General features: G+C 66.9%; 15 protein-coding genes. 10 read left to right on the plus strand and 5 right to left on the minus strand.

Features of this window, described 5'->3' with window-relative positions:
* Positions 1–240: 240 nt before the first annotated feature.
* From MG068_RS19100 to MG068_RS19115, 4 genes are all read right to left on the minus strand, one after another.
* Complete coding sequence (locus MG068_RS19100) at positions 241–753, minus strand: hypothetical protein (protein WP_032130280.1); 513 nt, start codon at positions 751–753, stop codon at positions 241–243.
* Between the two features lie 44 nt (positions 754–797).
* Positions 798–1,091, minus strand: a complete 294-nt coding sequence (locus tag MG068_RS19105; protein WP_005419771.1) for a LysM peptidoglycan-binding domain-containing protein — start codon at positions 1,089–1,091, stop codon at positions 798–800.
* A gap of 219 nt (positions 1,092–1,310) precedes the next feature.
* Positions 1,311–2,129 (minus strand): NADPH-dependent 7-cyano-7-deazaguanine reductase QueF, encoded by an 819-nt coding sequence (gene queF, locus MG068_RS19110; RefSeq protein WP_132810899.1) that lies wholly within the window; start codon positions 2,127–2,129, stop codon positions 1,311–1,313.
* A 553-nt stretch (positions 2,130–2,682) separates the two neighbouring features.
* Positions 2,683–4,002 carry a M20 family metallopeptidase gene (locus MG068_RS19115; RefSeq protein ID WP_132810900.1) on the minus strand — a complete coding sequence of 440 codons (1,320 nt, stop codon included), beginning with the start codon at positions 4,000–4,002 and terminating at the stop codon, positions 2,683–2,685.
* A gap of 188 nt (positions 4,003–4,190) precedes the next feature.
* Between MG068_RS19115 and MG068_RS19120 the strand changes: the two genes are divergently transcribed.
* The 10 genes from MG068_RS19120 (at position 4,191) to MG068_RS19165 (ending at position 20,851) form a co-directional block, all read left to right on the plus strand.
* Entirely contained in the window at positions 4,191–5,432 is a 1,242-nt protein-coding gene (locus MG068_RS19120; RefSeq protein ID WP_132810901.1) for an efflux RND transporter periplasmic adaptor subunit, read from the plus strand.
* Positions 5,433–5,506: 74 nt separating this feature from the next.
* Entirely contained in the window at positions 5,507–8,740 is a 3,234-nt protein-coding gene (locus MG068_RS19125; protein ID WP_132810902.1) for an efflux RND transporter permease subunit, read from the plus strand.
* A gap of 31 nt (positions 8,741–8,771) precedes the next feature.
* Entirely contained in the window at positions 8,772–11,894 is a 3,123-nt protein-coding gene (locus tag MG068_RS19130; protein WP_107431331.1) for an efflux RND transporter permease subunit, read from the plus strand.
* Between the two features lie 376 nt (positions 11,895–12,270).
* The gene (locus MG068_RS19135; RefSeq protein WP_132810903.1) at positions 12,271–14,328 is read left to right on the plus strand and encodes a TonB-dependent siderophore receptor; all 2,058 of its coding nucleotides are present in this window, start codon (positions 12,271–12,273) and stop codon (positions 14,326–14,328) included.
* A 129-nt stretch (positions 14,329–14,457) separates the two neighbouring features.
* Positions 14,458–16,635, plus strand: coding sequence for a YccS family putative transporter (gene yccS, locus MG068_RS19140; protein WP_032127180.1), 2,178 nt, complete (start codon positions 14,458–14,460; stop codon positions 16,633–16,635).
* Between the two features lie 140 nt (positions 16,636–16,775).
* Positions 16,776–17,570, plus strand: a complete 795-nt coding sequence (locus tag MG068_RS19145) for an SDR family NAD(P)-dependent oxidoreductase (protein ID WP_049461643.1) — start codon at positions 16,776–16,778, stop codon at positions 17,568–17,570.
* A 139-nt stretch (positions 17,571–17,709) separates the two neighbouring features.
* Positions 17,710–19,599, plus strand: a complete 1,890-nt coding sequence (locus MG068_RS19150) for an MFS transporter (RefSeq protein ID WP_132810904.1) — start codon at positions 17,710–17,712, stop codon at positions 19,597–19,599.
* 182 nt (positions 19,600–19,781) lie between these two features.
* Positions 19,782–20,069, plus strand: a complete 288-nt coding sequence (locus MG068_RS19155; protein WP_005419784.1) for a CD225/dispanin family protein — start codon at positions 19,782–19,784, stop codon at positions 20,067–20,069.
* 34 nt (positions 20,070–20,103) lie between these two features.
* Positions 20,104–20,382, plus strand: coding sequence for a CD225/dispanin family protein (locus tag MG068_RS19160; RefSeq protein ID WP_032127177.1), 279 nt, complete (start codon positions 20,104–20,106; stop codon positions 20,380–20,382).
* Between the two features lie 43 nt (positions 20,383–20,425).
* Positions 20,426–20,851 (plus strand): DUF2752 domain-containing protein, encoded by a 426-nt coding sequence (locus MG068_RS19165; protein ID WP_006473646.1) that lies wholly within the window; start codon positions 20,426–20,428, stop codon positions 20,849–20,851.
* A 562-nt stretch (positions 20,852–21,413) separates the two neighbouring features.
* Here MG068_RS19165 and ampE read toward each other — a convergent pair.
* Positions 21,414–22,301 (minus strand): regulatory signaling modulator protein AmpE, encoded by an 888-nt coding sequence (ampE, locus tag MG068_RS19170; RefSeq protein ID WP_132810905.1) that lies wholly within the window; start codon positions 22,299–22,301, stop codon positions 21,414–21,416.
* Positions 22,302–22,346 lie beyond the last annotated feature (45 nt).

Below are 22,346 nucleotides of genomic sequence, written 5' to 3' on the forward strand. Positions count from 1 at the left end.
CGGCGGGGAAACCCCTGCATTGTCGCGTTTTCAGCCGCGCGGGGCAAAGCCGTGCCATACGCGGCGGTACTGCATGCCGGCAACGCTGTGATCCATCCACGCACGGCGTGGATGAAGCACGGCCCGGTTGTCAGTAGATCCACGCCATGCGTGGATAGCGCCAACCGTCGCCCAACGAAAAAGGACGCAGCCTCGCGGCTGCGTCCATCGTGAGCCCTGCCGGGAGAGAGTCGGCAGGACTTACTTGACCTCGAACTCCTGCGGCGTTCCGGCCGCCTTGCCATCGACGGTGACTTCGGCGCGGTACTTGCCGGCCGGCCAGCCCTTTGCATTCTTGAAGGTGACGTTGGTGGTTTCCGCACCGCTGGTGTTCAGGGTGGCGTTCTGTTCGCCGGCCACCTGGCCGTCCTGGTAGGTCAGCTTCGCGCCAACGGTGACGTTGTTGGCGGCACCGTCGGTCTTGACCGAGACGATGACGTCATCCTTCGGTGCGAACAATGCCGTCGTTGCAACCGACTTGTCGGCGGCTGCGGTCTTGCCGACGGTGACGGCCGAGACGCTGACGGCAGCGGCTTCTGCCATCGGCGGCGGTGCGCCGGTCATCGGCGCCGGTGCTGCCGGTTCGGCCGGAGCGGTCGCTGCCGGGGCGGCGTTGCTGTCGGTCGACTCTTCTTTCTTCTTGCAACCGACCAGGGCAACGCTGCCCAGCAGGGCGGCAATCAGGGCGGTCTGGAGCGGGGTGGTCTTGATCATTCGGGGTTCCTCCCAGGGATTGTCGGACGGCGTTCGATCGCCGTTTACTTCGGCGGCAGTTTCAGGGTCTGGCCCGGGAAGATCTTGTCCGGGTCGTCAAGCACATCGCGATTGGCTTCGAAGATCTTCTTCCAGGCATTGGCGTCGCCCAGATGCTGCTTGGCGATCTTCGACAACGAGTCACCCTTCTGCACGGTGTAGGTGCCGCCGCTGACGACGTCTGCGGTGCTGTCCACCGAAGCGCTGACGCCAGAGAAGTCCGCCTTCGGCACCTGCTCGGCGGTACTGTCGACGCTGCCACTGACGCCGGAGAAATCGGCTTTCTTCTCGGTACTCATCCACAACTCCCGTCTGCATGACTACGTGGTTCGCACGTTGCCATGGCGGTTGTTAAATGGGGATGGTGCAGATGTGAAGCCGCCCCCGGGGGCGGCTGAACAATCGGGAGAGACGGTGCCCGGTAGTGCCGGCCGCTGGCCGGCTTGCCCTGGCCCTGGATGCGGGTTCCCTGCGGTTGCCGGCCAGCGGCCGGCACTACCCGTAACCGGCTGCGGCGGTTATTGCCGCAGTTCGCGGTAGGTCGCGGCCGGGGCGGCAATGCCGGGGCTGGCACGCCAGGGATTGATATCCAGGCCACCACGGCGGGTGTAGCGCGCCTCCACTTCCAGCCACTGCGGCTGGCAGCGCGCAGACACCTCGCTGAAGATCCGCTCAACGCACTGCTCGTGGAACTCGGCGTGCTCGCGGTAGCTGACCAGGTAGCGCAGCAGGCCCGCGCGGTCGATCTTCGGCCCACGGTAACGCAGGCTGACCGTGGCCCAGTCCGGCTGGCCGGTGACCGGGCAGTTGGACTTCAGCAGCGACGAGACCAGGGTCTCCTCCACCACCTCGCCCGCGTCGGCAGTCAGAAAGTCCGCCTGCGGCGGGCCGTAGCAGTCGATCTCCACGTCCAGCCCGTCGATGGATTCACCGAGCGGCGTCTCACGCAGGCCCGGCAGGCCGAACTCGATCTGGACCGGCGCACCGGCGCAGGCAGACAGGTCGTCGACGATGCGCGCGCGCAGTGCCTCGGCGCTGTCGATACGGGTGCTGTTGAGGGAATTCAGGTACAGCTTGAACGACTTCGATTCGATCAGCCGCGGCGAGGTGCACGGCACCTGCACGGTGGCGACGGCGACCTGCGGCTTGCCACGCGTGTCGAGCCAGCTCAGCTCGAAGGCATGCCAGCGGTCGTGGCCGACGAACGGCAGCGCGGCGTCATCGAGGCCGATCTCGGCGCGGGCACCGCTGCGGGGAATGGGGAACAGCAGGCCGGGATCGTACTGCGACGGGTAACTGACCTCGCGACCGAGGCTGGAATCCTGTGGGGTGTTCATGGGGGTCATTGTATCGCGCGGAGGGCGGGCCTTCGGCCGGGTCGGCCAACGGCGGAGCCCCTCCGTGGTGGGTGGGTCGCGGGAAGCCCCGACTCCCGGATGCGGGCCGGGCGGGTGGGGCTGGCCGGGGACGCCGTGAATCCGTCCCTGGAGGCTTAGCCGCGCCATCCATGGCGCGGATACCCCGCCATCCCCACCCGCCCGGCCCCCGGACACATTTCTGCCGCCGATCCACCACGGAAAAGATCAGAAAATCAAAATCAAAAGCTGATCCTTCAGACATTCTCGATGTCTGCCCGTGTCGACCAAGGTCGACACCTACCAAAGCAGAGCGCCGTTCCGACAGATCGCGGGAAACTGTCGAAGGCGGGGTGGGTCCGGTGGCAGGGGCGTGAGCCGCATGGATGCGGCGACCGAGGCTACAGGGACGTACTTGCGCCGTCCCCTGCCACCGGACCCGCCCCGCCAACCCACAGATAGCCGGCTTCTGCCGTTGCTCCGGCTGTTGCCTTGGCCTCTGCGGGTGCAGGGCTGCAAGCCCTGCCGGAAACCCTCACCCCGCAGGAGTGCCGGCACCGTTCAAGTAATCCAGGCTCACCTGCAGCAGCGCGCGCAGTCCCACATCCAGCGCCTTCTCATCCAGCAGGAACTTCGGTGAATGATTCGCCGGCGCCGTCGCCGGGTCGATGCCCACGCTGGTCGAACCGACGAAGAAGAACATCCCCGGCACTTCCTTCGCGTACAGCGAGAAATCCTCCGCACCCATCTGCAGCGGTGGCTCGTACACGTTGTCCTTGCCCACCACCGCCTGCAGGCTCGGCAGCATCTTCGCGGTCAGCGCCGGGTCGTTCACCGTGGCCGGGTTGCCTTCTGATTCGTAGATGTCGGTGACCGCCTTTGCCCCGTGCGCGGCGGCGGTGTGTTCGGCCACGTTGCGCAGATCGGCGAAGATCTGCTGGCGCATGCCCTCGTCGAAGGTGCGGATGGTGCCGACCATCTCCACTTCATCGGGAATGATGTTGTAACGGATGCCCCCGTTGATCGCACCGAAGGTCAGCACCGCCGGTTGCTTGGACAGGTTGGCGCGGCGGCTGACGATGGTCTGCGCGGTGCCGACCAGATCAGCGGTGGCCACGATCGGGTCGACACCGTTCCACGGCGCGGAGCCATGCGTCTGGCGACCGATCACCTTGATCCCGAAACGATCCGAGGCAGCCATCAATGGGCCACCGCGCACGGCGATCTGGCCGGCCTGCACGCTGGAGAACACATGCAGTCCAAACACCGCCTCCGGCTTGAAGTCGGCGAACAGGCCTTCCTTCAGCATCAGCGCGGCACCGCCCTCTTCCGGCGGCGGTGCGCCTTCCTCGGCCGGCTGGAAGATCAGCATCACCTGGCCCGGCAGGTCCTTCTTCATCGACACCAGCGCTTCGGCCACGCCCAGCAGGGTGGCGGTGTGCGCGTCATGGCCGCAGGCATGCATCACGCCCACGGTCTGGCCGCGGTACTGGTCGGTGGCCTTGGAGGCGAACGGCAGCCCGGTCTGTTCGGCTACCGGCAGCGCGTCCATGTCCGCACGCAGCGCGATCTTCGGGCCGGGCTTGCCGCCTTCGATGATCGCCACCACGCCGTGGTGGGCGATGCCAGTCTTCGGCTTCAAGCCCATCGCACGCAGGCGCTTGGCGACCTCGGCCGAGGTGCGCGCCTCGCGGTTGGACAGTTCCGGGTGCTGATGGAAGTCGCGGCGCCATTCAACCACCTTGGCCTGCAGGCGCTGGGCAGCGGCGGTCACTTCGGGGCGTTGCCCGTCCTGGGCGTGGGCAACGGCCGGCAGGGCCAGCAGCAGGGCGGACAGCAGCAGCGAACGGCGCATCGCAATCTCCACAGCAAGAGGGGTCCAGCTGAATGTAGGGCAACACCGCCGCCACGGGAACCTCCGCGGCCGGATCCGGTCTTAGCGCCCGTCCCATCCGTCATGCAGGAAACGTGATGTGGCACAGGTATGCTTTGCGCATTGCCAACCGGGGCCGCGCCCCGTCCAGCCCTCTTGGAGTCCTCGTAATGTCACGTGTTTGGAAGATCGTGCTGCTGGTCGTGGCGGTTCTGGTGCTGGCCGTGGTCGGCCTGCGCGTCATCGGCGGGGGCAAGGACAAGGCTGGAAAGCCGGCAGCGGGAGCGCGCCAGGGTGGCGAAGACCCGGATGCCGGCCCGGTGCCGGTGACCGTGGTGGATGCGGCACGCCAGGACGTGCCGGTCTATGCCAGCGCGCTGGGTACGGTGACCGCAATGAACACCGTCACCGTCAGCCCGCAGGTTGGCGGCCAGCTGATGAGCCTGAATTTCCGCGAAGGCCAGGAAGTGAAGAAGGGCGATGTGCTGGCGGTGATCGACCCGCGCACCGCCCAGGCCAGCTATGACCAGGCCGTGGCCTCCAAGCGCCAGAACGAGGCGCTGCTGGCCACCGCGCGTTCCAACTACCAGCGCTCGAACGCGCCGGAGTATCGCCAGTTCGTCGCCAAGACCGATCTGGATACACAGCGAAACCAAGTGGCACAGTACGAAAGCGCAGTCGCGGCGAACGAGGCCAGCATGCGCTCGGCGCAGGTGCAGCTGCAGTACACCAAGGTCACCGCGCCGATCACCGGCATCGCCGGCATCCGCGCGGTCGACGCCGGCAACGTGGTCAACGCCGGCACCGCGCTGGTCACGCTGACCCAGATCCATCCGATCCACGTGCTGTTCAACCTGCCCGAGCGCCAGCTCGGCGATGTGCGCCAGGCGCAGGCCGCCGGTGCGGTACCCGTCGCGGCACTGGACCGCGCCGATTCGCACGTGCTGTCCGGCGACGGCAAGCTTGACGTGGTCGACAACCTGATCAGTGCCGACAGCGGCACGTTCAAGGCGCGCGCGATCTTCGACAACACCGACAACGGCCTGTGGCCGGGCCAGTTCGTCAACGTGCGCATGCAGCTGCGCACGATTGCCGGTGGCGTGGTCATTCCGACCCAGGCCGTACTGCGTGGCCCGGACGGCGAGTACGTCTATGTGGTGCAGGGCGACAACACGGTGAAGATGCAGACCGTGCGCAGCGGCGTGGAAGTGGGTGACAGCCAGGTGCAGATCGCCGAGGGTCTGAAGGGCGGCGAGCGGGTGGTCAGTGAAGGCCAGTTCCGCTTGAAGCCGGGCAGCAAGGTCACCGCGCTGAAGCCGGGCGAAACCCCGGCGGTGCCGACCGAAGCCGAGCTGAAGGCCGCCGAGCAGAAGAACGGCGGCGGTGGCCGTCGTGGCGGCGGCCCGCGCTGAGCGCAGGCTACCGACCTCCCTCGCGCCGGCAAGCCTGCCGGCGCCGACATTGAAGTGCCAGCAAGGATCAGTCCGTGGGCTTTTCGACGATCTTCATCCGCCGCCCCATCGCCACCTCGCTGCTGATGGCGGGCCTGTTGCTGCTGGGCATCCTCGGTTACCGCAAGCTGCCGGTGTCGGCGCTGCCGGAAATCGATGCGCCCAGCCTGGTGGTCACCACCCAGTACCCCGGCGCCAACGCCACCACCATGGCCTCGCTGGTCACCACGCCGCTGGAGCGCCAGTTCGGGCAGATCTCCGGGCTGGAGCTGATGACCTCCGACTCGTCGGCCGGGTTGTCCACGATCATCCTGCAGTTCTCGATGGACCGGAACATCGACATTGCCGCGCAGGACGTGCAGGCGGCGATCCGCCAGGCCACCCTGCCCTCGTCGCTGCCCTACCAGCCGGTCTACAACCGGGTGAATCCGGCCGACGCGGCCATCGTCACCCTGAAACTGACCTCTGACACGCGCCCGCTGCGCGACGTCAACAACTACGCCGACTCGATCCTGGCCCAGCGACTGTCGCAGGTGCAGGGCGTGGGCCTGGTCTCGATCGCCGGCAACGTGCGCCCGGCCGTGCGCATCCAGGTCAATCCGGCCCAGCTGTCGAACATGGGCCTGACCCTGGAACAGCTGCGCAGCGCGCTGACCCAGGCCAACGTCAACGCGCCGAAGGGTTCGCTGAACGGCAAGACCCAGTCCTACAGCATTGGTACCAACGACCAGCTCACCAGTGCCGCCGAGTACCGCGACACCATCATCAGCTACAAGAACGGACGTCCCGTGCGTTTGTCCGACGTGGCCGAAGTGGTTGATGGCGTGGAGAACGACCAGCTGGCCGCCTGGGCCGATGGCAAGCCGGCGGTGCTGCTGGAAGTGCGCCGCCAGCCCGGCGCCAACATCGTGCAGACCGTCGAGCGCATCCGCGCGATCCTGCCGCAGCTGCAGGGCGTGCTGCCAGCCGACGTGCACCTGGAGATCTTCAACGACCGTACGGAGACCATCCGCGCCTCGGTGCATGAGGTGCAGTTCACCCTGATCCTGACCATCGGCCTGGTGGTGGCGGTGATCTTCGTGTTCCTGCGCCGCCTGTGGGCCACGATCATTCCCTCGGTGGCGGTGCCGTTGTCGCTGGCCGGCACCTTCGCGGTGATGGCCTTTGCCGGCATGTCGCTGGACAACCTCTCGCTGATGGCGCTGGTGGTGGCCACCGGCTTCGTGGTCGACGATGCGATCGTGATGATCGAGAACATCGTGCGTTACATCGAGCAGGGCAAGAGTGGCAAGGAAGCGGCCGAAATCGGTGCGCGCCAGATCGGCTTCACCGTGCTGTCGCTGACCGTTTCGCTGGTGGCGGTGTTCCTGCCGCTGCTGCTGATGCCCGGCGTCACCGGCCGCCTGTTCCACGAGTTCGCGTGGGTGCTGAGCATCGCCGTCGTGCTGTCGATGCTGATCTCGCTGACGCTGACCCCGATGATGTGCGCCTACCTGCTCAAGCCCGACGCCCTGCCCGAGGGCGAGGATGCGCATGAGCGCGCAGCGGCGGCCGGCAAACAGAACCTGTGGACGCGCACCGTCGGCCTGTACGAGTACAGCCTGGACTGGGTGCTGGGCCACCAGCGCCTGACCCTGGCCGTGGCCGGCGGCGCACTGGTGCTGACCGTGCTGCTGTACGTGCTGATTCCCAAGGGCCTGCTGCCCGAACAGGACACCGGCCTGATCACCGGCGTGGTGCAGGCCGACCAGAACATCGCTTTCCCGCAGATGGAACAGCGCACAAGGCAGGTTGCCGAAGCGCTGCGCCAGGACCCGGACGTGACCGGCGTGTCGGCGTTCATCGGTGCCGGCAGCATGAACCCCACGCTCAACCAGGGCCAGCTGTCGATCGTGCTGAAGGAGCGCAGCCAGCGTGATGGCCTGGATGAGATCCTGCCGCGCCTGCAGAAGGCGGTAGCCGGTATTCCGGGCGTGGCCCTGTACCTGAAACCGGTGCAGGACGTGACCCTCGATACCCGCGTGGCCGCCACCGAATACCAGTACTCGCTGTCGGACGTGGACAGCGCCGAAGTGGCCACGCAGGCCACGCGCCTGACCGAAGCGCTGCGCAAGCGCCCGGAACTGGCCGACGTGGACAACAACCTGTCCAACCAGGGCCGCGCGCTTGAACTGAACATCGACCGCGACAAGGCCAGTGTGCTGGGCGTGCCGATGCAGACCATCGACGACACGCTCTACGATGCGTTCGGCCAGCGCCAGATCTCGACCATCTTCACCGAACTCAACCAGTATCGGGTTGTGCTGGAAGTGGCGCCGGAGTTCCGTACCAGCACCGCGCTGATGGAACAGCTGGCCGTGGCTTCCAACGGCGCCGGCGCGCTGACCGGCACCAATGCCACCAGCTTCGGCCAGGTCACATCGTCCAACTCGTCCACCGCCACCGGCATCGGCGCGCAGAACACCGGCATCACGGTCGGCGCCGGCAACATCATTCCGCTGTCGGCGCTGGCCGAAGGCAAGGTCAGCAGTGCGCCGCTGGTGGTCAGCCACCAGCAGCAGCTGCCGGCAGTGACGGTCTCGTTCAACGTGGCGCCGGGCTATTCGCTGTCCGAAGCAGTGCGTGCGATCCAGGAGACCAAGGACAGCCTGGACATGCCGGCACACCTGCATGCCGAATTCATCGGCAAGGCCGCCGAATTCACCGGCAGCCAGACCGATGTGGTGTGGCTGCTGCTGGCCTCGCTGGTGGTGATCTACATCGTGCTGGGCGTGCTCTATGAGAGCTACATCCACCCGATCACGATCATCTCCACGCTGCCGCCGGCCGGTGTCGGCGCGCTGCTGGCACTGATGCTGTGCGGGCTGAGCCTGTCGGTGGATGGCATCGTCGGCATCGTGCTGCTGATCGGCATCGTCAAGAAGAACGGCATCATGATGGTGGACTTCGCGATCGAGGCGCGCCGCGCCGGCGCCAACGCGCATGAAGCGATCCGCCGCGCCTGTCTGCTGCGCTTCCGCCCGATCATGATGACCACCGCCGCGGCCATGCTCGGCGCGCTGCCGTTGGCACTGGGCACCGGCATCGGTTCGGAACTGCGCCGCCCGCTGGGCATCGCCATCGTCGGCGGCCTGCTGCTGTCGCAGCTGGTCACCCTGTACACCACGCCGGTGATCTACCTGTATATGGAGCGCTTCTCCGAATGGCTGGCCCGCCGCCGCGAGCAGCGCGCACTGCGCGACGGTTCGCTGCAGGAGCCGCAGGCATGATCCACGCCCCGCTGCCGCGGGGGGCCGCACGATGAACCTGTCCGGCCCCTTCATCCGCCGCCCGATCGGCACCGCGCTGCTGGCCATCGGCCTGTTCATGGTCGGCCTGATCTGCTACCTGCGGCTGGGCGTGTCGGCGCTGCCGAACATCGAGATCCCGGTGATCTTCGTGCACGCCAGCCAGTCCGGTGCCGATGCGGCAACCATGGCCTCCACGGTCACCGCGCCGCTGGAACGTCATCTCGGCCAGCTGCCGGGCATCGACCGCATGCGCTCGTCGAGCTCGGAAGGCAGCTCGCTGGTGTTCATGATCTTCCAGAGCGGCCACAACATCGATTCGGCCGCGCTGGACGTACAGACCGCGATCAATTCGGCGCAGGCCGACCTGCCCTCGGGCATGGGCTCGCCGATGTACCAGAAGGCGAACCCGAACGACGACCCGGTGATCGCCATCGCGCTGACTTCGCAGACGCAGTCGGCCGACGAGCTGTACAACGTCGCCGATTCGCTGCTGGCGCAGCGCATCCGCCAGATCAGCGGTGTTGCTTCGGTCGACATCGCCGGTGCCTCGACGCCGGCGGTGCGTGTGGACGTCAACCTGCGCCTGATGAACGCACTCGGCCTGACCGCCGATGACCTGCGCAACGCGGTGCGTGCGGCCAACGTGACCTCGCCCACCGGCTTCCTCAGCGATGGCAACACCACCACCGCGATCATCGCCAACGATTCGGTGGCACGCGCCGCCGACTTCGCCGACCTGGTGGTCAAGACCCAGGGCGATGGCCGGGTGATCCGGTTGAAGGACATCGCCAACGTCTACGACGGCCAGCAGGACGCCTACCAGGCGGCGTGGTTCGACCACAAACCGGCGGTGGTGATGTACGTGTTCACCCGCGCCGGCGCCAACATCGTCGAAACCGTGGACCGGGTCAAGGCACAGATCCCCGCGCTGCGCGACTACCTGCAGCCGGGCACCACGATGACGCCGTACTTCGACCGTACGCCGACCATCCGCTCGTCGCTGCATGAAGTACAGATCACTCTGCTGATCAGCCTGGCGATGGTGGTGCTGACCATGGCGCTGTTCCTGCGCCGGCTGGCACCCACGCTGATCGCCGCAGTGACCGTGCCGCTGTCGCTGGCCGGTGCCGCGCTGGTGATGTACGTGATGGGTTTCACCCTGAACAACCTGAGCCTGCTGGCGCTGGTGATCGCGATCGGCTTCGTGGTCGACGATGCGATCGTGGTGATCGAGAACATCATGCGCCACCTCGACGAAGGCATGCCGCGGATGCAGGCAGCGCTGACCGGCGCGCGCGAGATCGGCTTCACCATCGTCTCGATCACCGCCTCGCTGGTGGCGGTGTTCATCCCGCTGCTGTTCGCCAGCGGCATGATGGGCGCGTTCTTCCGCGAGTTCACCGTCACCCTGGTGGCGGCCATCGTGGTCTCGATGATCGTCTCGCTGACGCTGACCCCGGCGCTGTGCAGCCGCTTCCTCAGCGCCCACGACCACAGCGCGCCGCCGTCGCGCTTCGGCCGCTGGCTGGATGCCGGCCACGAGCGCATGCTGCGCATCTACACCGTGTTCCTGGATTTCTCGCTGCGCCATGCGCTGCTGCTGTCGCTGACGCCGCTGCTGCTGATCGGTGCCACCGTTTTCCTGTTCGGCGCGGTGAAGAAGGGCGCGTTCCCGCCGCAGGACACCGGCCTGATCTGGGGCCGCGCCAACTCCAGCGCCACCGTCTCCTTCGAGGACATGGTCGCCCGCCAGCGCCGCATCACCGACATGCTGATGGCCGACCCGGCGGTGAAGACCGTGGGTGTGCGCCTGGGCAGCGGTCGCCAGGGCTCCAGCGCACAGTTCAACGTCGAGCTGAAATCACGCAAGGAAGGCCGCCGCGAAACCACCGCACATGCCCTGGCGCGACTGAGCGCCAAGGCCGACCGCTACCCCGACCTGCAGCTGCGCCTGCGCGCGATCCAGGACCTGCCCAGCAACGATGGCGGTGGCTCCAGCCAGGGTGCGCAGTACCGCATCTCGCTGCAGGGCAATGACCTGGCGTCACTGCAGGAATGGCTGCCCAAGCTGCAGGCGGAGCTGAAGAAGAACCCGAAGCTGCGCGACGTCGGCACCGATGTGGACAATGCCGGGCTGCGCCAGAACATCGAGATCGACCGTGCCAAGGCCGCCCGCCTGGGTGTTTCGGTCGGCGCCATCGACGGCGCTCTGTACGGTGCGTTCGGCCAGCGCCAGATCTCGACCATCTATTCGGACATCAACCAGTACAGCGTGGTGGTCAACGCCCTGCCCTCGCAGACCGCTACTCCGGCGGCGCTGGACGAGGTGCATGTGCGTGCGCGCAACGGCGACATGGTGCCGCTCACGGCGGTGGCCAAGCAGGTGCCGGGACTGGCGCCTTCGCAGATCACCCATGAGAACCAGTACACGACGATGGACCTCAGCTACAACCTGGCGCCGAACGTGAGCATGGGCGAGGCCAAGGCGATCATCGACGCGACCGTGGCCGGCATGCGCATGCCCGGCGACATCCGCCTGGCTGATGACGCCGGCTTCGGCTTCAACTCCGACCCCAGCGACATGCTGATCCTGGTGTTTGCCGCGATCCTGACCGTGTACCTGGTGCTGGGCATGCTGTACGAGAGCCTGATCCACCCGGTCACCATCCTGTCCACGCTGCCGGCGGCGGGCGTGGGTGCGCTGCTGGCGTTGTTCGGCACCAATACCGAACTGTCGGTGATCTCGATGATCGCGCTGGTGCTGCTGATCGGCATCGTCAAGAAGAACGCGATCATGATGATCGACTTCGCGCTGGTGGCGCAGCGCGAACATGGGCTGGCACCGCGCGAAGCGGCACGCGAGGCCAGCATCGTGCGCTTCCGCCCGATCATGATGACCACGATGGTGGCGATCCTGGCTGCTGTGCCGCTGGCGATCGGCCTGGGCGAAGGGTCCGAGCTGCGGCGTCCGCTGGGTATCGCGATGATCGGCGGCCTGCTGTTCTCGCAGAGCCTGACCCTGCTCAGCACGCCGGCGCTGTACGTGATCTTCTCCTGCCTGGCCGAGCGCTGGCGCGCACGTCGCGCACGCAGGCGCGAAGCGAAGCTGCTCAAGCGCGCGCAACGGGCGTAGAAGGGCCCATCCACGCAGGGCGTGGATCTACTGGTAGCGCCGGCCGCTGGCCGGCGTTCTCCGTACAGCCAATCTGCCGGCCAGCGGCCGGCACTACCGTGGGTGCGAATGGTGGGTACGGACCGTGGGCACGGACCGTGGGTGCGGACCGTGGGTACGAACCGTGGGCACGGATGGTGGGTGCGGACCGTTGGTCCGCATACCTCCGGGTTTGACGCACGGTAACGAAAAGAGAACAATTCTCATCCAGCCATGGTCCTGCGCCCCTTCGCGGCGCCCCGCTGCCATCTCAGGCCAGCCTGCGTGATCCCAGCCACTGCCCCTTCCCCCACCCGTGGGCGGATGGCCTGTGGCCGTCCGTCGAGGACCACCATCGATGCTGCCTTCCCGTTCTCCCCGTCTGGCCCTGCTGGCCATCGCCCTGTCAGCCGCCTGCGCTGCCCATGCCGAAGCGCCGGCCGTCAGCCGTAACGCCACCGATCTGGATGCGGTGAAGGTCACCGCCGAACGCACCCATACCGACGCTGGCGCACTGGGCGACCGCGCCCTGCGCGACACTCCGTTCGCGATCACCGCTGTTGGCCGCGAGCAGATCGAGCAGCGCCAGGTGGTCTCGCTGGGCGAAGCCTTCCTGCTCGACCCTTCGGTCAGCACCCAGGTCAGCGCCTATGCCAGTGGCTGGAGCTCGCCCATCCGCAACCGCGGTCTGGAGCTGAACTACGACAGCTACCGGGTCAATGGCCTGCAGGTCTCTTCCTGGGGCACCGAATGGCCGCTGGAAGTGATGGAACAGGTCGATCTGCTGAAAGGCCCGGGCGGATTCCTGTATGGCTTCGGCACCCCCGGCGGCATCGTCAATTACATCACCAAGAAGCCGACGGACACGCCCACCTTCTCCGCCCAGCTGGGCTGGCGCGAACAGGGCATCGTCAGCGGCGGCATCGACGTTGGCGGCCGCTTCGGCAACGAGCAGATGTTCGGCTACCGCTTCAACGCCTTCCAGGAAACAGGCGAGACCTTCAATGGCGGACACGTCGATCGCAAGGTGGGCGCACTGTCGCTGGACGCGCGCCTGAGCGATGCGCTCATCTGGACCTTCGACGGAGTGTTCCAGTCGCGCGACCTGCGCGAGGAATCACCGCAGTACTACTTCCGTGGCCTGACCTCGTTGCCGCGGCCGATCGCCGGAGATACCGACAACAGCGTGCCCGGCACCTACTACGACACACGCTCCAGCCTGCTGTCGACCGGCTTGAACTGGCAGATCAACAGCGACTGGAAAGCCAGCCTGAGTTACGGCGTCACCACCTCGTGGAATGACGTCAACAAGATCTTCGCCTACATCGACGATCTCAACGGCGACTACGACGTCAACGTCTACGAACTGGGTGGCAAGAGCGAGTGGAAGCTGGCCCAGGCGATGCTGCAGGGCAGCTTCCGCACCGGCCCCCTTCAGCATCAGGTGGTGGCGGGCATCAGCCACCAGACCGGACTGGGCTGGGACCGCCCCTACGAGTGGAACCTGATTGGCCGCGCCAACCTGTACCAGCGCCATGCCATCCGCCACGACGCCGTTGGTTCGCGGGTGATGACCCGCGGCGACGAGACGGTGCAGCAGGCGGTGTTCGCAAGCGATACGGTGAACCTCGGCAGCGGCTGGTCGGTGCTGGCGGGCTGGCGCTACAACGACTTCGAAACCAAGGGGCGGTACCACACCTACCCGGTCACCCCGACCTACGCCGTGATGTTCAAGCCCAGCGAGGCGGTCACCCTCTACGCCAGCTACATCGAGTCGCTCGAAGCGGGCAGCCGCGTAGGCAACAGCTACATCAACGCCGGTGACGTGCTTGATCCCACCATCAGCAAGCAGTACGAGATCGGGGCCAAGGTCGAAGCGGCGCGTTGGAATGCGAACGTGGCCGCGTTTCGGCTGGAACGTGGTGCCAACATCGATGAGCTCACGCCGGCCGGCAAGCGCCTGGTGCAGGACGGCATCACGCTGTACGAAGGCATTGAAGCCAGTGCCGACCTGCACCTCAACGATGCACTGACCGTCGGCGGCGGCGTCACCTGGCTGGATCCGACCTACGACAAGCTGTCCCCGGGCAGCGCCGCACAGGAAGGCAACCGCACCGCCGGTGCTGCGCGCTGGAGCGGGGTACTGCACGCCACCTACCAGCTGCCGTGGGTAGACGGCTTGGAAACCTACGCCGCCGTGCGCTACTACGGCGATGTCTGGTATGACGCCGACAACACCCTGAAGCTGCCTGACTACACGCTGGTGAATGCAGGCATCGGCTATCGCCTGCTGGCGTCCGGCCATCCGGTGACCCTGCGTGCCAGCGTCGAGAACCTGGCCAACCGGAAGTACTGGTCCAACGCCGGCGCCGGCCTGCCGCGCACGTTCGCGGTGAGCGTGCGCTGGGAGATGTAAGGTGCCGGTCCCCGCCGTCCATGCGGACGACGGGCCCGCACATGGACGGTGGGTGCGGACCGTTGGTCCGCACTCCATATTTCACCCCGCACCCGCAATAATGGTGGGAGACCCTTCCACCGAGCCTGCATGCCCGCCCGCGAATCCCGCCTCAGCCGCCTGTGGGCCCACGAAAAGGCCAGTTATGGCCTTCGGGTGTTCATCGCCCTGACCGCAGCGCTTGCCGTGTGCTGGCAGCTGGACGCGCTCACTGCCCTGCCCGGCGTGTTCCTCGGCATCATCGCCAGCGCCATCGCCGAGACCGATGACAACTGGTGGGGCCGTACCAAGGCGGTACTGCTGTCGCTGCTGTGCTTCTGCCTCGCCGCCGCCTCGGTGATCTGGCTGTTCCCCTGGCCGTGGATCTTCATCGGCGCGCTGGCGCTGTCCACCTTCGGGTTGACCCTGCTGGGTGCGCTCGGCGAGCGCTACGCGTCCATCGCCCAGGCCACGGTAACGCTTGCGATCTACACCATGATCGGGCTGGAGCAGCATGGCGCCAGCGACCTGCACAGCGCGCTGGACGCGGTCAGCCACCTGCTGGCCGGTGCGGTCTGGTACGGCCTGCTGTCGATCCTGTGGACCGCACTGTTCGCCAACCGTCCGGTACGCGAACGCGTGGCGCGACTGTACGTTGAACTGGGCCGCTACCTGCAGTTGAAGGCAACACTGTTCGAGCCAGTGCGCGAGGCCGACCTGCAGCGTCGCCAGCTCGACCTGGCCGAACAGAACCGGCGCGTGGTTGGTGCATTGAATGAAGCCAAGACCGCGATCCTGGCCCGCTTCGGCCGTTCCGGGCGGCCCGGCGTGAACTCCGGCCTGTACCTGCGCCTCTACTACATGGCACAGGATTTCCACGAGCGCGCCAGCTCCTCGCACTACCCGTACGGTGCGCTGGTCGATGCCTTCTTCCACAGCGATGTGCTGTACCGCTGCCAGCGCCTGCTCGACCTGCAGGGGCAGGCCTGCGCACGGCTGGGCGAGGCGATCCGCCTGCGCCGTCCGTTCGTGTATGGCGAAAGCAACCAGCAGGCCGGGCGCGACCTGGCCGATGCGCTGGCCTATCTGCGCGACCAGCAGCGGCCGCAGTGGCAGCGACTGCTTGGCTCGCTGGATCTGCTGGTGCACAACCTGCGCAGCATCGAGCGCCGCCTGCTGGATGCCGAGCGCTCCGAGGCCAGCCTGGACAACGTCGATACCCGCCTGCGCGACAGCAACCCGCACACCCTGCGCGAGATGGGCGTGCGCGTGCGCCAGCAGCTCACGCCCGGCTCGGTCCTGTTCCGCCACGGCCTGCGCATGGCATTGGCTCTGATCGCCGGCTTCGCGGCAATCCGCTTGTTCAATGCACAGAACGGCTCGTGGGTGCTGCTGACCATCGTGTTCGTGTGCCGCCCCAACTTCGGCGCGACCCGCCAGCGCCTTGCACAACGCATCGTCGGCACCGTGGCCGGCCTGGTGCTGACCTGGGCACTGCTGCAGCTGTTCCCACAGCTGCACGTACAGCTGCTGATCGCGCTGCTGTCGGCGCTGCTGTTCTTCTTCACCCGCACCGACCGCTACCTGGTGGCGTCGGCGGCGATCACGGTGATGGCCCTGACCTGCTTCAACCTGATCGGCGACGGCTTCGTGCTGATCGTGCCGCGCATGGTCGATACGCTGCTGGGTTGTGCGATCGCCGCCGCGGCCGCCTTCCTGATCCTGCCCGACTGGCAGGGCCGGCAGCTGCATCTTGTGCTGGCGCGGGTGCTGGACACCGCCGCGCGCTATCTGGATTCGGTACTGGGCCAGTACCGCAGCGGCATGCGTGATGACCTGGCCTACCGCATCGCCCGCCGCGACATGCACAACGCCGACGCCGCGCTATCCACCGCGTTGTCGAACATGCTGCGTGAGCCCGGCCATGTGCGCCGCAATCTGGATGCCGGCTTCCACTTCCTGGCGCTGTCCAACACACTGCTCGGGCACCTGTCGGCCCTGGGTGCGCACCGCGACCAGGTGGACAGCTACGCCGGCGATCCGCTGGCGCTGGCTGCCGGTGAGCGCGTGCGCAAGGCGCTGCAGCAACTGGCGACGGCCCTGAGCGCTCGGCAGCCGGTCAGCGAGGACGACAACGACGCTGATCGCGCGGTGGCGGCCGAACTGGAACAGATCGACGAGGCGATGCCGCCGAAGCTGCAGCTGATCCGCACGCAGATGGCGCTGGTGCTGCGGATGCTGCCGAAGGTGCGGGCGGCGGCGAATGAGGCGGTGACCAGCCTGACCTGATCCCTCATCGCTGGTGGGACATTCCATCCACGCATGGCGTGGATCTACTGCATCGCGTGCAACCGTGCGTTGCGTATGGCGATGCATCCCGATCACGTTCCCGCGCGGATACTGGGTGATCCCCTGCCCCGGATTCCTCCATGAAGATCGAACTCACCGGCCGTACCGCGCTGGTCACCGCCTCCACCGCCGGCATCGGCCTGGCGATTGCCCAGGGCCTGGCCAACGCGGGCGCGCGGATCATTCTCAACGGCCGCAGCACCGACAGCGTCGAACGCGCCCGCCAGCGCCTGCTCGCCGCCGTTCCGGGTGCCGACGTGCTCGGCGTGGCCGCCGACCTCTCCGATGCGGCCGGCGTCGACACGCTGCTGGCAGGCCTGCCCAAGGTCGACATCCTGGTCAACAACGCCGGCATTTTCGGCCCCGAGGACTTCTTCGAGACCGAAGACGCGACCTGGGAACGTTACTGGCAGACCAACGTGATGTCCGGCGTGCGCCTGTCGCGGGCACTGTTGCCGGCCATGGTCGATGCCGGCTGGGGTCGCGTCCTGTTCATCTCGTCCGAATCGGCACGCAACATTCCGGCCGACATGATCCACTACGGTGTCAGCAAGACCGCGCAGCTGTCGCTGTCGCGCGGCCTGGCCAAGCGCGTGGCCGGCAGCGGCGTCACCGTCAACGCGGTGTTGCCCGGCCCGACCCTGTCCGACGGTTTCGCGGCGATGTTCGAAGATGAACGCCAGCGCAGCGGCAAGCCACTGGAGCAGATCGGCCGCGAGTTCGTGATGGCACACCGGCCGTCTTCGGTGATCCAGCGCACCGCCACGGTCGAGGAAGTGGCCAACATGGTGGTGTATCTGGCCTCGCCGCAGGCCTCGGCGACCTCGGGTGCGGCGCTGCGCGTGGATGGCGGCGTGGTCGACGATATCGTCTGAGACCTATCAAGGTGTGCGGACCAACGGTCCGCACCCACAGTTGTGGGGCTTCAGTAGATCCACGCCATGCGTGGATGCATCCCGCCATGGTCCCGGCGGATAGGCAGGAATGCTAGGCTGCGCCGGTCAAGGAGGCTCCATGTCCGGTCACAACCAGTTCGCCCTGCTGCGCCAGCGCCGTTTCCTGCCGTTCTTCGTCGTCCAGGCGCTCGGAGCGTTCAACGACAATGTGTACCGGCAGGCGATCATCAGCATGTTGCTGTTCATGGCCGTACCGGAGGAAGAACTGGGGCTGTACGCCACGCTGGCACCGGCCATCTTCATCCTGCCGTACTTCCTGTTCTCGGCGCTGGCCGGGCAGATTGCCGACAAACTGGAAAAATCGCGGCTGATCGTGATCACCACCACCATGGAGATCGTGATCATGTCGCTGGCAGCCACCGGCTTCCTCACTCAGAGCCTGCCGGTGCTGCTGGTCGCCCTGTTCTGCACCGGCATGCAGTCGACCCTGTTCGGCCCGGTGAAGTACTCGGTGCTGCCGTCGGTGCTCAAGCCCGAAGAGCTGACCGGTGGCAACGGCCTGGTTGAAATGGGCACCTCGATGTCGATCCTGTCCGGCATGATCGTCGGCGGCCTGGTGTTCACCGTCGCCGGCAGCCACGGTACGGTGGTGGCGGCCTGCACGATCATCGGCCTGGCGATCTGCGGCAACATCGCCGCGCGCCTGATTCCCAAGGTCGATGCCGGCGACCCGAACCTGAAGATCAACTGGAACCCGCTGCCCGAATCACTGGCGGTGCTGCGCATGGCGCGCCAGCAGAAGGCGGTGCGCAATTCAATCCTGGGCGTGTCCTGGTTCTGGTTCGTCGGCACCGTGCTGACCTCGCAGCTGCCGGCCTATGCCGTGACCAACCTCGGCGGTGAGCCGACCCTGTATATCTTTGCGCTGGCCCTGTTCTCGGTCGGCACCGGCGTTGGCTCGTTGCTGTGCGAGAAGCTGTCGGCACGCACGGTGGAAATCGGCCTGGTGCCGCTGGGTGCGTTCGGCATGACCGCGTTCCTGCTCGACCTGTATTTCGCCCGCAGTGGCGAAGCGACCGTGCACGGACTGACCATCGGGACGTTCCTGCAGCAGCCGGGCAGCATCCGCATCGTCATCGACCTGATCGGCATCGGCCTGTTCACCGGCATCTTCGTGGTGCCGCTGTTCGCGCTGATCCAGAGCCGCACGCCGAAGGCGCAGATGTCGCGCGTGTTTGCGGCGCTGAACATCCAGAACTCCGGTTTCATCGTCGGCGCAGCCCTGCTGTCGCTGGCCGCGCACAAGCTGCTGCACTGGTCCATCCCGCAGCAGTTCCTGGCGCTGGCGATCGCCAACGCACTGGTGGCGATCTACATCTTCACCATCGTCCCCGAATTCCTGATGCGCTTCCTCAGCTGGCTGATGGTGCGCACCCTGTACCGCCTGCGCCCGCACGGCATCGAGGCCAACGTGCCCGACGAGGGCGCCGCGCTGCTGGTCTGCAACCATGTCAGCTACATGGACGCACTGATCCTGTCGGCGACGATCCCGCGCCCGGTGCGCTTCGTCATGTACTACAAGATCTTCAACATCCCGGTGATGCGCTGGATCTTCCGGACCGCCAAGGCGATCCCGATCGCCGGTGCGCGCGAAGACCCGGCGCTGATGCAGCGCGCGTTCGATGACATCGACGCTGCGCTGGCCGAAGGCGAGCTGGTCTGCATCTTCCCGGAAGGCGCGCTGACCAAGGATGGCGCGATGGCACCGTTCAAGTCCGGCGTCGAGAAGATCCTCGAACGGCGGCCGGTGCCGGTGGTGCCGATGGCGCTGCGCGGCATGTGGTCGAGCATGTGGAGCCGGCGCGACAGCCGCCTGGGCCGCATGCGCGTGCCGCGCCGTTTCCGCGCCACCGTCGAGGTGGTGGCGGCAGCGGCCGTGGATGGCCACAGCACCAGCGCACCGGTGCTGGAGGCCCAGGTGCGGGCCCTGCGCGGCGATCACGCCTGACGAGATGGGCCCGCCGAGCGGGCCCAGCGGACTCCCCCACATACGTCATCGTCCAGTGGTGTACGCGACATGTCGTGACTGTAAACGCATACATGCAACGCAGGTTGCGGTAGATTACGCACCCACAGGGGGGAGGTCCGGCCGATTCATCATGGCCGGCCACCAAGGAATGGAGTCTCGCTTTGAATCAACCACCACCGCTCAGCCGTCCGGTCTACATCCCCAACCATCTGGTCTGGGCGATCCTGACGACGCTTTTCTGCTGCCTGCCGTTGGGCGTGGTGTCGATCGTGTACGCCTCCCAGGTCGATGGCCGCCGCGCGGCCGGCGACCTGCCGGGGGCCTACAGTGCGTCGCGCAAGGCGGGCTGGTGGGCGGTGGCTTCGGCCGTGGCCCTGCCGGTCCTGTTGCTGTTGTGGTTCGGGCTGTTCGGCGGCTTGGCCGTACTGGGCGCTCTTTCCGACCAATGATTCACCACCACCACCCATCAAGGAGCTTGAACCCATGAATACTGCTACTCCGCAGGTCCCGAACAACCTGGTCTGGGCGATCCTGACCACCCTGTTCTGCTGCCTGCCGGCCGGCATCGTGTCGATCGTCTACGCCGCCCAGGTCAACGGCAAGCTGGCGGCCGGCGACATCGCCGGCGCCCAGGACTCCGCCGCCAAGGCCAAGAAGTGGGCCATGTGGTCGGCCATCGCCTGGGTCGTGCTGGTCGTGCTGTACGTGCTGTTCTTCGTTGTGCTCGGCGGCATGGGCGCGATGAGCAACGGCAACTACTGATACGCCTGGACGGATCCGGCGCCTGCGCCGGATCCGTTGTTGCATGTCCGCGCTTCCCGCTCGTTCCCGACTCGCCCGCTGGGCACCGCTGCTGGTTTCCGCCGGCCTGGCCGTGGGTGCCACGGTGGTGCTGCGCAACGTCAATCCGTATGTCGCCGGCAATCCCCTGCCGAGCTGCCCGCTGTACGCGCTGACCGGCCTGTACTGCCCGGGCTGTGGCAGCACGCGCTGCCTGTATTCCCTGGTCCACTTCGACCTGCCCGGCGCGATGGCGATGAACCCGCTGCTGGTCATCAGCCTGCCGTTCCTGTTGTTGATGCTGCTGAACATCGCCGGCATCCGCCCACGCGTGCTCGACCCGCTGATGCGGGTGCTGGCCAATCCTGTGTTCTGGCTCTGGGTGCTGCCCGGGTATGCGCTGCTGCGCAACCTGCCGTGGGCACCGTTCACTGCACTGGCACCGATCTAGGTTTCCAGCCAACGGCGCAGCCCCTCGTGGTGGACGGCGTTTGTCGGTCATGGGGTTGGCCGGGCGGGATGGGTTTGCGGGGGACGCCGTGAATCCGTCCGTGGAGGCTTGGCCGCGGCTTGCTCGTGTGCGCTGTCCTGCGCACACGGCAAGACCGGGGTTGAGCCTCCTGCCCAACCCGCCCGAGGCATGCCTCGGGCCCATGCCGCGGACACCCCCGCAAACCCATCCCGCCCGGCCACGGACAGTTTCCGTGCGCGTCCACCACGGAAAAGAAAGAGAAGATCAAAAGCGGAAGCGGATCGCTTCGCTCTGCATCCACGCATGGCGTGGATCTACCGTGTCGACCAAGGTCGACACCTACCAACAGCCGCGGGAATCTGTCGAAGGCGGGGTGGGTCGGATGGCGGGGGTGTGAGCCGCATGGATGCGGCGACCAAGCCTCCACGGACGGATTCACGGCGTCCCCCGCCATCCGACCCACCCCGCCAACCCGCAGCAATCCAGCTGTTGCTGTTGCTGTTGCCTCTGCAGGTGCAGGGCTGCAAGCCCTGCAAAGCAACTACGTCACCCAGCCTGCAATCACCAGCAGGGCGAGAATCGCCAGCCACAGCAGCAGCATCCGCCACACCAGGCTCATCGCATCACGCAGGTCCGGCAACCGCTGCCACACCGGCAACAGCCCCGCCTCGGTGTAGTCGTGCGCATCCTCGCGCAGCTCGGCGTTGACGCTGGCCCGCGCCACCGCGCCGAGGAAGCCGATGTTGCCGGCCAGGCGCTCGCCGTGGGCCTGGCGCCAAGCCTTCCACGCCGTATCGAAGTTGCCCACCAGCGCCATCGAAAACGCCATCAGCTGTGCCACCGGCCACTCGATCCAACCCAGCAGGCGCTGCGCCAGCGCCAGCGGCTCCACCGGCACGCGGGCGCGCATCGGGCTTTCCCCCATCAACGCCAATAGCCGGTAACCCAGCGCACCGGCCGGGCCCAGCAGCAGGAACCAGAACAGCACCGCGAACCAGCGCCGCAAGGCGTTGAGCACGGTTGCCTCGACCAGTGACGGAATGTCCTCGCGCAGGCTGCCACCGGCCGCCTGCAGGTTACGCACCGCGGCCTGGCGCGTCGCCGCGTCATCGGCATCGATGATCGCTTCGATATCGCGGTCCAGATCGCGCGGGCCCCAGCACCACGCCAGCACCGCCACGCCCAGCAGCAGCGACGGCAGGCCGAACAGCACCCCACGCAGCAACCACGCCAGCAGCGCCATCAGCAACAGCGGCGGCAGCAGTGCCAGGGCAACGCCGGCCGGTCCCTGCCAGGCCTTGCCACCGCGCGCGTCCAGCCAGCCCAGCCAACGCCGGAAGCCGTCGAAACGGCGCAGCGAGGCGGCAGCGGCCGGGGCAACATGGCCCAGGGCCAGTGCCACCAGCACGGCGGCCAGAGTGGTGAACATGGCAGGTCTCCCTACGAAACAGAACGCTCGGCGTCGCTACCTTAC

It is taken from the genome of Stenotrophomonas sp. ASS1 (assembly GCF_004346925.1).
Taxonomy (GTDB): Bacteria; Pseudomonadota; Gammaproteobacteria; order Xanthomonadales; family Xanthomonadaceae; genus Stenotrophomonas; species Stenotrophomonas maltophilia_A.

Excerpts from the sequence above, each read along its gene's own strand:
- MG068_RS19150 (WP_132810904.1), top strand. The coding sequence starts at position 17,710 with ATGTCCGGTCACAACCAGTTCGCCCTGCTGCGCCAGCGCCGTTTCCTG.
- queF (WP_132810899.1), bottom strand. The coding sequence starts at position 2,129 with ATGAACACCCCACAGGATTCCAGCCTCGGTCGCGAGGTCAGTTACCCG.
- MG068_RS19160 (WP_032127177.1), top strand. The coding sequence starts at position 20,104 with ATGAATACTGCTACTCCGCAGGTCCCGAACAACCTGGTCTGGGCGATC.
- MG068_RS19100 (WP_032130280.1), bottom strand. The coding sequence starts at position 753 with ATGATCAAGACCACCCCGCTCCAGACCGCCCTGATTGCCGCCCTGCTG.
- MG068_RS19135 (WP_132810903.1), top strand. The coding sequence starts at position 12,271 with ATGCTGCCTTCCCGTTCTCCCCGTCTGGCCCTGCTGGCCATCGCCCTG.
- yccS (WP_032127180.1), top strand. The coding sequence starts at position 14,458 with ATGCCCGCCCGCGAATCCCGCCTCAGCCGCCTGTGGGCCCACGAAAAG.
- MG068_RS19145 (WP_049461643.1), top strand. The coding sequence starts at position 16,776 with ATGAAGATCGAACTCACCGGCCGTACCGCGCTGGTCACCGCCTCCACC.
- MG068_RS19115 (WP_132810900.1), bottom strand. The coding sequence starts at position 4,002 with ATGCGCCGTTCGCTGCTGCTGTCCGCCCTGCTGCTGGCCCTGCCGGCC.
- MG068_RS19105 (WP_005419771.1), bottom strand. The coding sequence starts at position 1,091 with ATGAGTACCGAGAAGAAAGCCGATTTCTCCGGCGTCAGTGGCAGCGTC.
- MG068_RS19165 (WP_006473646.1), top strand. The coding sequence starts at position 20,426 with ATGTCCGCGCTTCCCGCTCGTTCCCGACTCGCCCGCTGGGCACCGCTG.
- ampE (WP_132810905.1), bottom strand. The coding sequence starts at position 22,301 with ATGTTCACCACTCTGGCCGCCGTGCTGGTGGCACTGGCCCTGGGCCAT.
- MG068_RS19130 (WP_107431331.1), top strand. The coding sequence starts at position 8,772 with ATGAACCTGTCCGGCCCCTTCATCCGCCGCCCGATCGGCACCGCGCTG.
- MG068_RS19120 (WP_132810901.1), top strand. The coding sequence starts at position 4,191 with ATGTCACGTGTTTGGAAGATCGTGCTGCTGGTCGTGGCGGTTCTGGTG.